The organism is Paraburkholderia sp. RAU6.4a (assembly GCF_050435625.1).
In the GTDB taxonomy this organism is placed as follows: Bacteria; Pseudomonadota; Gammaproteobacteria; order Burkholderiales; family Burkholderiaceae; genus Paraburkholderia; species Paraburkholderia tuberum.
The window spans coordinates 918,200-933,405 of record NZ_JBNDKQ010000003.1 but is presented as its reverse complement, the minus strand read 5'-3'; the positions used below and the strand labels follow the sequence as shown (position 1 = coordinate 933,405).

The 15,206-nt window shown below is 65.0% G+C and carries 13 protein-coding genes and 2 pseudogenes; 12 read left to right on the top strand and 3 right to left on the bottom strand.

The window, feature by feature from the left end; genetic code table 11:
* From OKW40_RS28820 to OKW40_RS28780, 9 genes and pseudogenes are all read left to right on the top strand, one after another.
* A pseudogene (locus OKW40_RS28820) lies at positions 1-952 on the top strand (3-carboxyethylcatechol 2,3-dioxygenase).
* Between the two features lie 18 nt (positions 953-970).
* On the top strand, positions 971-1,780 hold the full coding sequence (locus OKW40_RS28815) for a 2-keto-4-pentenoate hydratase (protein WP_429492964.1): 810 nt from the start codon (positions 971-973) through the stop codon (positions 1,778-1,780).
* A gap of 35 nt (positions 1,781-1,815) precedes the next feature.
* A complete protein-coding gene (locus OKW40_RS28810) occupies positions 1,816-2,766 on the top strand; it encodes an acetaldehyde dehydrogenase (acetylating) (RefSeq protein ID WP_184046345.1) in 951 nt (316 codons plus the stop codon).
* Between the two features lie 13 nt (positions 2,767-2,779).
* Positions 2,780-3,811 carry a 4-hydroxy-2-oxovalerate aldolase gene (gene dmpG / locus OKW40_RS28805; RefSeq protein ID WP_187610570.1) on the top strand — a complete coding sequence of 344 codons (1,032 nt, stop codon included), beginning with the start codon at positions 2,780-2,782 and terminating at the stop codon, positions 3,809-3,811.
* 101 nt (positions 3,812-3,912) lie between these two features.
* The gene (gene mhpT, locus OKW40_RS28800) at positions 3,913-5,175 is read left to right on the top strand and encodes a 3-(3-hydroxy-phenyl)propionate transporter MhpT (RefSeq protein WP_429492961.1); all 1,263 of its coding nucleotides are present in this window, start codon (positions 3,913-3,915) and stop codon (positions 5,173-5,175) included.
* 81 nt (positions 5,176-5,256) lie between these two features.
* Positions 5,257-6,141, top strand: coding sequence for an alpha/beta fold hydrolase (locus tag OKW40_RS28795; protein ID WP_429492959.1), 885 nt, complete (start codon positions 5,257-5,259; stop codon positions 6,139-6,141).
* Between the two features lie 190 nt (positions 6,142-6,331).
* The gene (locus tag OKW40_RS28790) at positions 6,332-6,583 is read left to right on the top strand and encodes an AbrB/MazE/SpoVT family DNA-binding domain-containing protein (RefSeq protein ID WP_429492957.1); all 252 of its coding nucleotides are present in this window, start codon (positions 6,332-6,334) and stop codon (positions 6,581-6,583) included.
* Positions 6,577-6,927 (top strand): type II toxin-antitoxin system ChpB family toxin, encoded by a 351-nt coding sequence (locus tag OKW40_RS28785; RefSeq protein WP_184046355.1) that lies wholly within the window; start codon positions 6,577-6,579, stop codon positions 6,925-6,927. The genes OKW40_RS28790 and OKW40_RS28785 overlap by 7 nt, the downstream gene beginning before the upstream one ends.
* Before the next feature lie 466 nt (positions 6,928-7,393).
* Positions 7,394-9,623, top strand: a pseudogene (locus OKW40_RS28780) (NADP-dependent isocitrate dehydrogenase).
* Positions 9,624-9,811: 188 nt separating this feature from the next.
* Here OKW40_RS28780 and OKW40_RS28775 read toward each other — a convergent pair.
* Together OKW40_RS28775 and OKW40_RS28770 are read right to left on the bottom strand one after the other, a co-directional pair.
* Complete coding sequence (locus OKW40_RS28775; protein WP_013092475.1) at positions 9,812-10,039, bottom strand: hypothetical protein; 228 nt, start codon at positions 10,037-10,039, stop codon at positions 9,812-9,814.
* Between the two features lie 361 nt (positions 10,040-10,400).
* Entirely contained in the window at positions 10,401-11,297 is an 897-nt protein-coding gene (locus OKW40_RS28770) for a LysR family transcriptional regulator (protein ID WP_187610565.1), read from the bottom strand.
* Between the two features lie 98 nt (positions 11,298-11,395).
* On the opposite strand from OKW40_RS28770, the gene OKW40_RS28765 reads away from it, so the two are divergent.
* The 3 genes from OKW40_RS28765 to OKW40_RS28755 are packed head-to-tail and all read left to right on the top strand — an operon-like array spanning position 11,396 to position 14,391.
* A complete protein-coding gene (locus tag OKW40_RS28765; protein WP_184024701.1) occupies positions 11,396-12,700 on the top strand; it encodes a CitMHS family transporter in 1,305 nt (434 codons plus the stop codon).
* Positions 12,701-12,725: 25 nt separating this feature from the next.
* Positions 12,726-14,084 carry an acyclic terpene utilization AtuA family protein gene (locus OKW40_RS28760; RefSeq protein ID WP_429492954.1) on the top strand — a complete coding sequence of 453 codons (1,359 nt, stop codon included), beginning with the start codon at positions 12,726-12,728 and terminating at the stop codon, positions 14,082-14,084.
* Position 14,085: 1 nt separating this feature from the next.
* Positions 14,086-14,391 (top strand): AtuA-related protein, encoded by a 306-nt coding sequence (locus OKW40_RS28755; RefSeq protein WP_184061648.1) that lies wholly within the window; start codon positions 14,086-14,088, stop codon positions 14,389-14,391.
* 55 nt (positions 14,392-14,446) lie between these two features.
* Here the strand turns inward: OKW40_RS28755 and OKW40_RS28750 are convergent, their stop codons facing one another.
* Entirely contained in the window at positions 14,447-15,157 is a 711-nt protein-coding gene (locus OKW40_RS28750) for a FadR/GntR family transcriptional regulator (RefSeq protein WP_184024710.1), read from the bottom strand.
* Positions 15,158-15,206: the final 49 nt, after the last annotated feature.

Here is a 15,206-nt window from a genome sequence, read left to right as displayed (position 1 = left end):
ATGCCGATGCTGCTCGAATGCCTTTCGCACACGCCGTTGCACGGCTATTACGATCCCGCGCCCGAAGTCGTCGCGGAAGTCGAGCGCGTGCATGCGGCAGCGCGTGCGCGCGTCGTCGAGTTCGATCCCGAACTGGTCGTCGTGTTCGCGCCCGATCATTACAACGGTTTCTTCTATGACGTGATGCCGCCGTTTTGCATCGGCGCATCGGCGAGCGCGATCGGCGACTTCAAGAGCCTCGCCGGTCCGCTGGAGGTGCCCGCCGATACCGCGCTCGACCTTGCCGAAGCGGTGCTCGCGAGCGACGTCGACGTCGCCGTCTCGTACCGCATGCAGGTCGATCACGGTTGCGCGCAAGCGCTGGAGATCCTGACGGGCGGGCCTCGATCGATATCCGGTCGTGCCGGTATTCATCAATTCGGTGGCCGCGCCGATGGCTTCATGCCGCCGCGCGCGTCTGCTCGGCGATGCGTTGGGTCGAGCGCTCGCACGCTCGAAGCAACGCGTGCTCGTGATCGGCTCGGGCGGCATCTCGCACGAGCCGCCGGTGCCGGAACTCGCGGGCGCGAGCGAGGAAGTCGCCGAGCGTCTGATCGCGGGCCGCAATCCGTCGGCCGAATCGCGTGCGGCGCGTGAGGCGCGCACGATCGCGGCGGCGCGCGCGTTCGCCGCGGGCGACAGCCGTCTGCATCCGCTCAATCCGGAATGGGATCGCGCGTTCCTGAAGCTGCTCGAAGACGGCGAACTCACCGCGCTCGACGGTTTGACCAACCGCGCGATCACGCGCGAGGCCGGCAAGTCCGCGCACGAAATCCGCACGTGGATCGCCGCGTTCGGCGCACTGAACGCGAGCGGCCCGTATCACGCGTCGCTCGATTACTACCGTCCGATCCCCGAATGGATCGCGGGCTTTGGCGCGATGCACGCGCGACCCGTCACGGCCCACGTCTAACCGAATCAGGAACCCGCTATGACCACTCAAAGCAATATAGACGCGCTGGCCCTGCGCCTGTGCGAATCGGAACGTACGCGCGCGACCATCGCGCCGTTGCGCGACGACCCGCGTTTCGTCGAACTGTCGTACCCGGCCGACGCCGAGGAGCTCGCGTACGCGGTGCAGCAGGCCAACGTGGCCGCGCGCATCGCGGCGGGCGAGCGCGTCGTCGGCCGCAAGATCGGACTCACGTCGCCGGCGGTGCAGCGTCAACTCGGTGTCGACCAGCCTGACTTCGGCGCGCTGTTCGCATCGATGGCGTATGGCGACGGCCAGCCGATTCCGCTGGACGAGCTGATCCAGCCGAAGGTCGAAGCGGAGATCGCGCTCGTGCTCGAACACGATCTGCTGCACGAGCGCCACACGTATGCCGATCTGATGCGCGCAACCGCGTGTGCGGTCGCGGCGATCGAAGTGGTGGACAGCCGCATCGAAGGCTGGAACATCCGTTTCGTCGATACGGTCGCGGACAACGCGTCGAGCGCGCGCTTCGTGCTCGGCAGCCGGCCGGTCCTACTGCGCGATATCGATCTCGCGGCCTGCGCAATGACGCTATCGAAGGATGCGGAAGTCCTGTCGCGCGGCAATGGCGCCGCGTGTCTCGGCAATCCGCTGAATGCCGCCGCCTGGCTCGCGGATCGCATGGTCCGGCTCGGCACGCCGCTGCGTGCCGGCGACGTGCTGATGACGGGCGCTTTGGGCCCGATGGTCGCCGTCAAGGAGCCGGGCACCTACTGCGCGCAGATCGAAGGTCTCGGCAGCGTCCGCGCGACTTTTTCCGCATAAAACATGCACTCGCAAGCACTCGATTGGGAACTCATATGGCAAGCGAAAAACTGAAGGCCGCGATCATCGGCTCGGGCAACATCGGCACCGATCTGATGATCAAGATCCTGCGTCACGGCAAGCATCTCGAAGTCGCGGCGATGGTCGGCATCGATCCGAACTCCGACGGCCTCGCGCGCGCCGCGCGGCTTGGCGTCGCGACCACGCATGATGGTGTCGAAGGTCTGACGCGTCTACCCGTGTTCAACGACATCGACTTCGTGTTCGACGCGACCTCGGCCGGCGCACACGTCAAGAACGATGCGCTGTTGCGAAAGCTGAAGCCCTCGATTCGCGTGATCGATCTGACGCCGGCGGCGATCGGCCCGTACTGCGTGCCGGTCGTCAATCTGGACACGCATCTCGACGCGCCGAACGTGAACATGGTCACGTGCGGCGGACAGGCGACCATTCCGATGGTCGCGGCCGTGTCGCGCGTCGCGAAGGTGCATTACGCGGAGATCGTCGCGTCGATCAGCAGCAAGTCAGCGGGCCCAGGCACGCGCGCGAACATCGACGAGTTCACCGAGACGACTTCGAAGGCGATCGAAGTGGTCGGCGGCGCCGCGAAGGGCAAGGCGATCATCGTACTCAACCCGGCCGAGCCGCCGGTGATGATGCGCGACACGGTCTATACGCTGTCGGAGCTGGCCGACCTCGACAAGGTCGAGCAGTCGATCGAGCAGATGGCCGCCGCGGTGCAGGCGTACGTGCCGGGCTATCGCCTGAAGCAGAAGGTGCAGTTCGACGAAATCAGCGCGAGCGCGCCGCTGAACATTCCGGGCCTCGGCAAGTTCAGCGGTCTGAAGACCTCGGTCTTCATCGAGGTGGAAGGCGCCGCGCACTATCTGCCTGCGTATGCGGGCAATCTCGACATCATGACTTCGGCCGCGCTCGCGACCGCGGAGCGCATGGCGCAGGCGCTCGTGCAGGCATCAGAGGCTTAAGGAGACTTCCCGCATGGACAAGAAACTGTATATCTCCGACGTGACGCTGCGCGACGGCAGCCACGCCATTCGTCACCAGTACTCGATCCAGAACGTGCAGGACATCGCACGCGCATTGGACCGCGCAAAGGTGGACAGCATCGAAGTTGCCCACGGCGATGGCCTGCAGGGTTCGAGCTTCAACTACGGCTTCGGCGCGCACAGCGACCTCGAATGGATCGAAGCGGTGGCTGACGTGGTCGAGCACGCTCAGATCGCGACCCTGCTGCTGCCTGGCATCGGCACGATCCACGATCTGAAGGCCGCCTACAACGCGGGCGCTCGCGTGGTGCGCGTCGCCACGCATTGCACGGAAGCGGACATCTCGAAGCAACACATCGAATACGCGCGCGAACTCGGCATGGACACCGTCGGCTTCCTGATGATGAGCCACATGACTACGCCGGAGAACCTCGCCATCGAAGCGAAGAAGATGGAGAGCTACGGCGCGACCTGCATCTATGTGGTCGACTCGGGCGGCGCGCTGACGATGAACGACGTGCGTGACCGCTTCCGCGCGGTGAAGGCGGTGCTGAAACCCGAAACGCAGACGGGCATGCACGCGCACCACAACCTGTCGCTGGGCGTGGCCAACTCGATGGTCGCGGTCGAAGAGGGCTGCGACCGTATCGATGCATCGCTCGCGGGCATGGGCGCCGGCGCGGGCAACGCGCCGCTCGAAGTGTTCATCGCGGCGGCCGAGCGCATGGGCTGGAATCACGGCACCGACCTCTACACGCTGATGGACGCCGCCGACGACATCGTGCGTCCGCTGCAGGACCGGCCGGTGCGCGTCGATCGCGAAACGCTCGCGCTCGGCTATGCGGGGGTGTATTCGAGCTTCCTGCGCCACTCGGAAGTGGCCGCGAAGAAATACGGCCTGAAGACCGTGGACATTCTCGTCGAGCTGGGCAAGCGCCGCATGGTGGGCGGCCAGGAAGACATGATCGTCGACGTGGCACTGGATCTGAAGCGCGCGCACGCAACCGACGCAGTGGCTTCATGACCCGGACGCTGCGCGGCGGCGCCGCATGCCGCGCGCGCAGCGTTCATTTCATCCAGCAAGGTCGCCGTAAGAGCGACGCTGACTCAACATTGGAGACTTTTATGCGGCAGTCAACGCAAGCAACGCAAACAACACAGTCGACGAAACCTCTTGCCGACGGCGCGCTGACGATCGGGCTCTGCCTGATCGTCGCGCTGCTCGAAGGCGTGGACCTGCAATCGACCGGCCTCGCGGCACCGCGCATGGCGCGCGAATTTCATCTCGCGGTCGCGCAGATGGGCTGGACGTTCAGCATCGGCGCGTTCGGGCTGCTGCCAGGAGCCGCGATCGGCGGACGTCTCGCCGACCGGCTCGGGCGCAAGCGCGTGCTGATGTGGTCGGTCGCGCTATTCGGCATCTTCTCGCTCGCGACCGCGCAGGTGTGGGACCTGAACAGCCTGCTCGCCGCGCGCTTTCTGACCGGCCTCGGTCTTGGCGCAGCGATGCCGAATCTGATCGCGCTGTGCTCGGAAGCGGCGCCGCCCCATCAGCGCAACACCGCGGTCGGCGCCATGTATTGCGGCATGCCGTTCGGCGCGGCGCTCGCGGCGGTGGTCGGCATCATCAGTCCGGGCGACGCGGGCTGGCGGCATATCTTCTACGTCGGCGGCTTCGGGCCGTTGCTGGTGCTGCCGCTGCTTGCACTGTTCCTGCGCGAGTCGACGCAGTTCGTCGCGGCGCGTGCAACCAAAGGCGCGCGACGCGATGCGTCGGCTAGCGTGACGCACGCGCTGTGGCGGGAAGGGCGCGCGGGCACGACGATCGCGTTGTGGATCAGCTATCTCGGCACGCTGATCGTGCTGTATTTCCTGATCAACTGGCTGCCGTCGCTCGTCTTGACGCGCGGTCTGACGCGCGTGCAGTCCGGTGTCGTACAGATGATGTTCAACATCGGCGGCGGCATCGGCGCGATCGTGATCGCCGGCATGATGGACCGGATGGGCCGGCGCCGCACGGTCGCGGGCATGTATGTCGGCATCGTCGTTGCGCTTGGCGCGTTGCTGAGCGCAAATGGCGGCACGTCGATGGCGTGGGGCGGTCTGCTCGCGGGGCTGTTCCTGGTCGGCGGCCAGTCGGTGTTGTATGCGCTGGCGAGCAGCCTGTACCCGACCGAAGTGCGTGGCACCGGCGTCGGCGCGGCCGTGGCGGTGGGCCGTCTCGGCTCGATCCTCGGACCGTTGATCGCGGGGCAACTGCTCGCGATCGGTCAGGGTGCGAGCGTGCTGCTCGGCGCGAGCATTCCGCTGATCGCGCTCGCCGCGATTGGCGCGTGGCTCGTCGTGAATCGCTCGACACTTCGTTATACCCCGGTGGCCGCGCAATAGCTTTGCAGCCCGAAATACCGCGCGGGTCCGCCGTCAACGGCGACTCGCGGTCACTTAATCCGTGAAACAAAGGAATTCGACATGAGCAACACCAACACGCAAGCAGCGGCGATCACCGAGGAAGCGACCAGCCGATTCGTCCGCATCACCGAAGACGGCCGCGAGATGCAGCTTCACTACAACGACGTGGGGCAGGGTGCGAAAACGGTCGTGATGCTGCACGGCTCGGGACCGGGCGCGACCGGCTGGGCCAACTTCAATCGGAACGTCGAGCCGCTCGTCGCGGCGGGCTATCGCGTGATCCTGATGGACTGCCTCGGTTGGGGCAAGAGCGACCCGATCGTCTGCAAGGGCTCGCGCTCGGAACTGAATGCGCGCTGCCTGAAGGCGCTGCTCGATGCGCTCGATATCGAACGCGCGCATATCATCGGCAACTCGATGGGTGGGCATAGCGCGGTCGCGTTCGCGCTCGCCGAGCCGCAACGCGTCGGCAAGCTCGTGCTGATGGGCGGCGGCACCGGCGGCCCGAGCCAGTTCGTGCCGATGCCGACCGAAGGCATCAAGCTGCTGCAAGGGCTGTACCGCAACCCGACCATCGAGAACCTGCAGCGCATGATGAGCGTCTTCGTGTTCGACACGAAGGCGTTGACCGACGACCTGATGCAAGCGCGCCTCGCGAACATGCTGGCGCGCCGCGATCACCTCGAGAACTTCGTCGCGAGCCTCGCCGCGAATCCGAAGCAGTTCAACGACTACGGGCCGCGCCTTGGCGAAGTAACCGCGCCGACGCTCGTGATCTGGGGGCGCGACGATCGTTTCGTGCCGATGGACATCGGCCTGCGGCTCGTTGCCGGGATGCCGAACGCCGATCTGCATGTGTTCGGCCGCTGCGGGCATTGGGCGCAGTGGGAGCATGCGGACAAGTTCAACCGGATGGTGGGGGAGTTTCTGGGACGCGGGCAATAAGCAGGGTTGTCGTTGTGGGCGACTGGTGCGTCGTTGCGGCGGCGGGCTGGTTGCCTCGTTTAGGTTTGGGTTCTTTTCTTCGCCGACTAACAGGCGATTTCAAGGTCCAAATGTAGAGTCAATGTAGATACGGGCGACTTGCTGTTTTCGCTGTGCGTATCTACAATGGATATACATTTGGAGCTGGGATATGAAACTCAAGATTCAGAAGTGGGGCAACAGCGCTGCAGTACGGTTGCCGGCCGTGTTGTTGGAGCAAATTCATGCGTCGGTGGGCAGTTCGCTGAACGCGGACGTGCGCCCCGATGGGGTGTTGCTTACGCCTGCGCGTCGCAAGTATTCACTGGATGAACTCGTCGCGCAGTGCGATCCGAAGGCGCCACTGCCAGCCGATCTCGACGTCTGGAGTGAAGTCAAGCCGGCGGGGCGCGAAGCATGGTAAGGCGCATCAAGTTCGAGCGCGGCGATATCGTGCGCGTGAGCCTGAATCCGACGCCTGGCAAGGAGCAGCAAGGCGATTTCCGTCCCGCGCTGGTTTTGTCGCCTGCCGCATTCAATGCTCTTGGGGTCGCGCTCGTTGCGCCGATCACGCAGGGGGGGGAGTTCGCTCGATACGCTGGATTCGCGGTACCGCTCTCGGGTTCGGGAACAGAGACTCAGGGGGTGGCTCTGGTGAATATGGTGCGCACTCTGGACCTCGAGGCCCGCGGCGCACGCAAAGTCGAGCGCGCTCCGGCCGAGGTAGTCGAGGACGCGCTCGCCCGACTTCAAACGATTCTGGAATGACGGGAAAGACGATACGAACTAAACCAATCCGCGGCGAGCGACCCCATCACTGCGCCGCCGGCATCCGAGTCACACTCTTCGGCAGCCGCCCATCACTACCCGCGGCGTCGTCCGCTGGAGGGCAGCAGTCACGGCTCGGTGGGGGCATTTGCGGCGCGTCAATGCGACCAATTCGCATTCATCCAAAAATAATATCCCGCAAGTCATCTATAAGATATCTGTCTTAAGACCGGGGTAATCGGCCGCAAACCCTTGCCAGTCATGGATCGACCCGTTTGGGTGGGGTCTCGCGACCTGTTTGTCTAGTCACATTTAGTGGAAAACGCGCATATACTCTCGGTCGTATCGCAAAACGAAGGTCGCGGGGTTGCGTCGTGCCGAACTGACGCCGTCGCCGTCGCGCCACGATTTGCGCTGGCTTCGACTGCCAACGCTCTGTCTATCACTTCCTAGCAAAGCATTAATCATGTCCACACCGCCGAAGATCATCTACACCCTGACCGACGAAGCGCCCGCACTGGCGACGTACTCGCTGCTGCCGATCGTCAAGGCGTTCACGCGCTCGTCCGACGTGCTCGTCGAAACGCGCGACATCTCGCTCGCCGGCCGGATCATTGCCGCATTTCCGGACTACCTGAGCGCGGAGCAGAAGGCTTCCGACGATCTGGCGGAGCTCGGTGGACTCACCATGCGCCCGGAAGCGAACATCATCAAGCTGCCGAACATCAGCGCGTCGGTGCCGCAGTTGAAGGCCGCGATCGCCGAGCTGCGCGACCAGGGCTATAAGCTGCCGTCGTACCCGGACGTCGCGACGACCGACGCCGAGAAGGACGTCAAGGCCCGCTACGACAAGATCAAGGGCAGCGCGGTGAACCCGGTGCTGCGCGAAGGCAATTCGGACCGGCGCGCGCCGTTGTCGGTGAAGAACTACGCGCGCAAGCATCCGCACAAGAATGGGCGCATGGAGCGCGGACTCGAAGTCGCACGTCTCGCACATGAGCGATGGCGATTTCTACGGCAGCGAGAAGTCGGCGCTGGTCGCGCAGGCCGGTAGCGTGAAGATCGAACTGGCCGCCGCCGACGGCACGATCACGGTCCTGAAGGCGAAGACGCCGGTGCAGGCAGGCGAAATCATCGACGCGTCGGTGCTGAGCAAGAACGCGCTGCGCAGCTTCATCGAAGCGCAGATCGCCGAGGCGAAGGCGAACGGCGTGCTGTTCTCGGTGCACCTGAAGGCCACGATGATGAAGGTCTCGGACCCGATCATCTTCGGTCACGTGGTGTCGGTGTTCTACAAGGACGTGCTCGCGAAGCATGCGGAAGCGCTGGCCAAGGTCGGCTTCAACCCGAACAACGGTATCGGCGACCTGTACGCGCGTCTGAAGGATCTGCCGGCTGAAACGGCCGCGGCGATCGAAGCCGACATCAAGGCGCAGTACGAACAGCGTCCGCCGCTCGCCATGGTCAACTCGGACAAGGGCATCACGAGCCTGCACGTGCCGAGCGACGTGATCGTCGACGCATCGATGCCGGCGATGATCCGCGAGTCGGGCAAGATGTGGGGCGCCGATGGCGCGCTGCACGACGCGAAGGCGGTGATTCCGGACCGTTGCTACGCCGGTGTGTACCAGGCGGTGATCGAATACTGCAAGAAGCACGGTGCGTTCGACCCGGTCACGATGGGCACGGTGCCGAACGTCGGGCTGATGGCACAAGCCGCCGAAGAATACGGTTCACACGACAAGACGTTCCAGATCCCGGCGAACGGCGTGGTCCGCGTCACCGACGAAGCCGGCGCGGTGCTGCTCGAGCAGCCGGTGGAACAGGGCGACATCTTCCGTATGTGCCAGACCAAGGACGCGCCGGTCCGCGACTGGGTCAAACTCGCGGTGAACCGCGCCCGCGCTTCCAACACGCCGGCCGTATTCTGGCTCGACGCGGCGCGCGCGCACGATGCGCAGATCATCAGGAAGGTCGAGCAGTACCTGAAGGATCACGACACGAACGGTCTCGACATCCGCGTGATGACGCCGGTCGAAGCGACGAAGTTCTCGGTCGAGCGCATCCGCGCCGGCAAGGACACGATCTCGGTCACCGGCAACGTGCTGCGCGACTACCTAACCGACCTGTTCCCGATCATGGAACTGGGCACCAGCGCGAAGATGCTGTCGATCGTTCCGCTGATGGCCGGTGGCGGCATGTTCGAAACCGGCGCGGGCGGTTCGGCGCCGAAGCACGTGCAGCAGCTGGTCGAGGAAGGCTTCCTGCGCTGGGATTCGCTCGGTGAATTCCTCGCGCTGGCCGCATCGCTCGAGCATTTGGGCACCGCGTATCACAACCCGAAGGCGCAGATTCTTGCGAACACGCTCGATCAGGCGACTGGCAAGTTCCTCGACAACGACAAGTCGCCGGCGCGCAAGATCGGCGGTATCGACAATCGCGGCAGCCACTTCTACCTCGCGATGTACTGGGCCGAAGCACTGGCCGCGCAAACCGACGATGCCGCGCTGCAGACGCAGTTCGCGGGCGTCGCGAAGGCGATGGCCGACAACGAGGCGAAGATCGTCGCGGAACTCGGCGCGGCGCAGGGCAAGCCGGTGGATATCGGCGGCTACTACCGTCCGAACGTCGAGCTGACTAGCAAGGCGATGCGCCCGAGCGCGACGCTGAACGCAATCGTCGATTCGGTGGCTTGAACTCGCGCGGGCGACTGATGCGGTAAGCGCCGCGGCCGCACCTGCGCTGGCCCCGAAAGCCGCGCGGTAAGCACGCAGTACAACCGCGGACAAAGCCGCAAGCAGGACCGCAAATACGACAATGGCGCCTTCGGGCGCCATTGTCGTTTCTACTGTCACTGCTACGTCGCCGTCGGTCATGCCCGTCCTTATACGTGAACGATTTCCCAATCGGCGAGCTTCTCCGGAATTTCGAGCGTCGACGTGTCGAGCTCCGACAGATGCTCGCAGCTCAGACCGCGCGCGAGGTCGTCGGCGGCCTGTTGCGGGCTCGAGAATTCTCCGAGCGTTTCGTTGCCGTAGGTGGCTTCCCAGCCGTCCTGACCCGGCAGAATGTAGAACGCTCCCTGCGTCGAACCAAAGCGAAAGCCTTTCATTTTTAGTCTCCCAGTTCCAATAAAAAAAGCCGCGATTCGTGACGGCTTCTTCGCAATCTGCGGGATTTGGGTGGCCGTGTCGTGAGGCCCCTCGAATCCGACTGCGTGAAGCGCGTGCTCTTGTGAAAGAGTCTACGTCAGCGAATCGGCGGGCAATTGGGCGTCGAACCGGTCTTTATATTAAAAATATTCTTGTAAAAACAAAGGCTTGTGCGATCCGTTTTGCGATGTGCAACGCCGCCGGGCATCGTGAAATGGCCGCTTTGTGCCCCGCAACATGATTTTTTACGACGCGCGGCATCGTTTCGTATCGTGAAAATTAGGGGCTGCGCGCGAAGCGCACAAACGACGCTGTGCGGCCCTATGACGCGCCGAGCCGTTCGATCAGCATCGCGACGAAGGTCTCGGTCACCGGCGGCAAGGTTCGGCCGCGCTTTTTGATCAGCGCGATGCGTCGCGTGAACGCGGCTTCGTCGATCGGTCGCGCGACCAGCTCGGGCTCCGCGCGCACCTCGCGCGCCGACGCCGGCAGGATCGTGATGCCGAGCCCGGCGCGCGCCATCGCTACCGCGCTCATCATGTAGGTCGGTTCGCAGGCGATGCGCGGCTCACATTGCGCGTCGGCGAACGCGCTGTCGACGACCGCTCGCACGCTCGTGCCCTGCGCGGTCAGCACGAGTGGCTCGCTGGCGAGATCGGCGAGCGTGACGGGCCGGCGCCGCCGCGCGAGCGCGTGCTGCTTCGGCAGCACGGCGACGAGCCGGTCGATGCCCGCATGCAGTACCTCGAGCCCGCTATCGTTCAGCTCGCCGCCCGTCAGTCCGATATCGGCTTCCTCGTTGCGCACCAACGTGTTGACCATGCTCGCGACGACATCGCGCACCTCGAAGCCGACGCGCGGCACGGCTTTTCTCAGCGCCTGCACGAGTTCGGGCAGCACGCTCGCCGCGAAGGTCGGCAGACACGCGATGCGCACCGTGCCGCTCCCGCCTTCGCCGAGCGCGCGCGCGTCGAGCAGCACGTGCTCCATGTCGTGCAGCGATTTCTGCAGCACGGGCAGCAGCTCGCGGCCGGTCGGCGTCAGGGCGACGTTGCGGCTGTTGCGATCGAACAGGCGCAGGCCGACCGTTTCCTCGAGCCGGCGAATCTGCACCGTCAACGCCGGTTGCGACAGATGCAGCCGCGCGGCCGCACGCGTGAAGCTGCCCGTTTGCGCGACCGCGATAAACGCGCGGATGTCCCGGAGATTCAGATCCATGATGATTTGTGATTGCTGCAATCAATTCATTTCAATTGCATTATTGCTGCCCCGAACTTACGCTCGATCACACTAAAAAACAACCTGGAGACAAGCTCATGCTGCCATTGCTGGGGCTGGCTACCATCGTCGTGCTGCTCGGCGCGATCCTGTCCAAACGCATGTCGCCGCTCGTCGCGCTGATCATCGTGCCGCTCGCGGCCTCGCTGCTCGGCGGCTTCGGCTTGCAGACGAGCAAGTTCGTCGTCGATGGCCTCAAGAGCCTCGCGCCCGTCGTCTGCATGTTCGTCTTCGCGATCCTGTACTTCGGCACGATCACCGACGCCGGTACGCTCGACCCGATCATCGAGCGCATCCTGCGCGCGGTCGGCACACGGCCCACGCGCATCGTGATGGGCACCACGCTGCTCGCGCTGCTGATCCACCTCGACGGCTCCGGCGCCGTCTGCTTTCTCGTCACGATTCCGGCGATGCTGCCGCTCTACGACCGCCTGAAGATGGACCGGCGCGTGCTCGCCGCGGCGGTATCGATGGCGGCCGGCATCAATTTCCTGCCATGGACGGGGCCGATGATTCGCGCGTCCGCGTCGCTGCATCTGCCGATCTCGGCGCTGTTCAATCCGCTTATTCCGGTGCAGGCGATCGGCCTCGTATTTGTGTTCTCGATGGCGTACTGGCTCGGGCGGCGCGAGGAAAAGCGCCTCGGTCTCAACGCTGCGAGCGGTTCCGTGCCGATGCCCCAACGCGAACTGACGCCGGAACAACAGGCGCTGCGCCGCCCGCAAAACTTCTGGTTCAACATCGTGCTGACGCTCGTCGTGCTCGGCACGATGGTCGTGATGGGCGAGAAGATTCCGCCGGCGATCATGTTCATGGTGGGCCTGTGCATCGCATTGATGGTCAACTATCCGAATGTGGACATGCAGCGCAAACGGATCGACGCGCATGCGCGCGCCGCGCTGATGATGGCCGGCATCCTGCTCGCGGCCGGCGTGTTCACCGGCGTGATGCAGGGCAGCGGCATGCTGAAGGCGATGGCGCAGGCGGCCGTCGGCTTCGTGCCGCCGGCGATGGCGAGTCATATTCCGATCGTGCTCGGCCTGCTGTCGATGCCGCTCAGCATGCTGTTCGATCCCGATTCGTTTTATTTCGGTGTACTGCCGGTGATCGCGGAAGTGGCCGGCCAGCTCGGCGTGCCGGCGGTGCACGTCGGTCAGGCCGCGTTGCTTGGACAGATGACCACCGGTTTTCCGGTCAGTCCGCTCACGCCCGCGACGTTCCTCGTGGTCGGGCTGTGCGGTATCGATCTGGCCGATCATCAACGATTCACGTTTCCCCTGCTGTTCGGCGCGTCGGTCGTGATGACGATCGCGTGCGTCGTGCTCGGGATCTTTCCACTGTGAGCTTCACTGAAGGAACGGGAGCACCATGACAGCCACTGAACCTCGACGCGTCGTGCGCATCGGCGCGGGCGCGGGCTATTCGGGCGACCGTATCGAACCCGCGCTCGAACTCGCAGAACACGGCCAGCTCGACTATCTCGTGTTCGAATGCCTCGCCGAACGCACGATCGCGATCGCGCAGCAGGCGCGCAGCAAGGACCCGGAGCTCGGCTACGACCCGCTGCTCGAAGCGCGCATGCGCGCGGTGCTGCCCGTCGCGGCGCGCAACGGCGTGCGTATCGTGTCGAACATGGGCGCGGCCAATCCGCTCGCGGCAGCGCGCCGGACCGCGCAGATCGCGCGCGAGTTGGGTCTCGGCGGCCTGAGGATTGCCGCAGTCACCGGCGACGACGTGCTCGACGTCGTGCGCGCGGGCGACTTCCATTTCGTCGAATCGGGCGAGGCGGTGGCCGCGTGCGCGGACCGGCTGATATCGGCCAATGCGTATCTCGGCGCGAGCGGCATCGTCGAGGCGCTCTCGGCCGGCGCGCAGATCGTGCTGACCGGGCGCGTCGCCGATCCGTCGCTGTTCGTCGCGCCGCTGATCCACGAATTCGGCTGGCGCATGGACGACTGGCCGATGCTCGGCCAGGCGACGGTAATCGGCCATCTGCTCGAATGCGCGGGGCAGATCACCGGCGGCTATTTCGCGGACCCCGGTTTCAAGGACGTGCCGAATCTCGCGCGGCTCGGCTTTCCGATCGCCGAAGTTGCGCGGGACGGTTCAGTGGTGATCACGAAGCTCGCGCAAAGTGGCGGGCTCGTGACCGAGGCGACCTGCAAGGAGCAGTTGCTCTACGAGATCCACGATCCGCGTCGTTATCTGCAGCCCGACGTGGTCGCCGATTTCTCGCAGGTGCGCGTCGAGCAGGAAGCCGTGGACCGGGTGCGCGTCACCGGCGGTGGCGGCACGGAGCGCACCGCGACGTTGAAAGTGTCGGTTGCGTATTTCGACGGCTATATCGGCGAGGGGCAGATTTCGTACGGCGGACCCGGCGCGCTCGCGCGGGCGCGGCTCGCGCTCGATATCGTGCGCGAGCGTCTCGCGCTGACCGGCGTGCAGACGCGCGAGTTGCGCTTCGATCTGATCGGCGTGAACGCACTGCATGGTGACGCAGTGGCGGCCGGTCATGGCGAGCCGTACGAAGTGCGCGCCCGGGTGGCGGGACGCACGGCGTCGCTCGCGCAGGCGCTGCGCATCGGCAACGAGGTCGAGACGTTGTACACGAACGGACCGGCGGGCGGCGGCGGCGTGACGAAGGCGGCGCGCGAGGTGGTCGCGGTGCAATCGGTGCTGCTGCCGCGCGAGTATGCGGCGCCGGCTTTCTCGCTGATGGAGGCTTGAGATGAAACTACGAGAACTGGCCCACTCGCGCACCGGCGACAAGGGCAATACGCTCAATATCTCGGTGATCTGCTACGACGCGCTGCATTACGAGCGGTTGCGCGATGTGCTGACGCCCGAGCGCGTCAAGACGCATCTGCGCGATGTGGTGCGCGGCGAGGTGGTGCGCCATGAGTTGCCGGGCCTTGCCGCATTCAACTTCGTGCTCGGCGACGCGCTCGGCGGCGGCGTTACGCGTTCGCTCGCGCTCGACGCGCATGGCAAATCGCTGAGCTCGGCGTTAATGGATCTCGACGTGGGGCAGTGAGGGCATTGCCGGCGGCGTGTCGTATTGCGGAGCGGCCGCTCGGCCCCGCATGTGATCACACGCCAGCCTTCGTCAGGTCATGCGCGCGGCGCAGTCGCTCGCGGCTGTTGCTCAGATGCATGCGCATCGCGGCGCGCGCGTCGTCGGCATCCTGACGCTCGATCGCGCGATAGATCATCAGATGCTCGCCGAGCACGCTGCGCAACACCTCGATATGGTCTAGCTCCGCGATCTCGGCCGAACCGAGCCGGGTGCGCGGGCTGACCGAGCGGCCGAGCTGGCTCAGCACGTCGAAGAAATAGCGGTTGCCGCTCGCGCGCGCGATCTGCAAATGGAACTCGATGTCGTGTGCGAGCGTGTCGGTGCTGCCGCGCTCGAGCTCCGACTCGAATCGATCGAGCGCAGTGCGGATCTGCTTCAGGTTCTGCTCGGTGCGCCGCGATGCCGCGAGCGCGGCCGCGGCCGCTTCGACGTCGATCCGGAACTCGATGATCGCCATCACGTCGAGCATGCTGGTGAGATCGGCGGCGGGAAGCTGCATCGGCTTTTCGGCGGCGGGCGCGAGCACGAACGTGCCAATGCCATGGCGCGTCTCGACGATCCTCTCTGCCTGCAGACGCGAAATCGCCTCGCGGACCACGGAGCGGCTCACGGACAGCTGCTTCATCATCGCGACTTCGGTGGGGATGCGGTCGCCTGGCCTCAGCGCCCCGCGGCGAATCTCATCGGAAAGGGTGGCCACCACCTTTTCAGTTAGGCTGCTCATTTTTGTGGCTGGTTGACTGATCCTGCAAAGTATCGCACAGGACTGTACT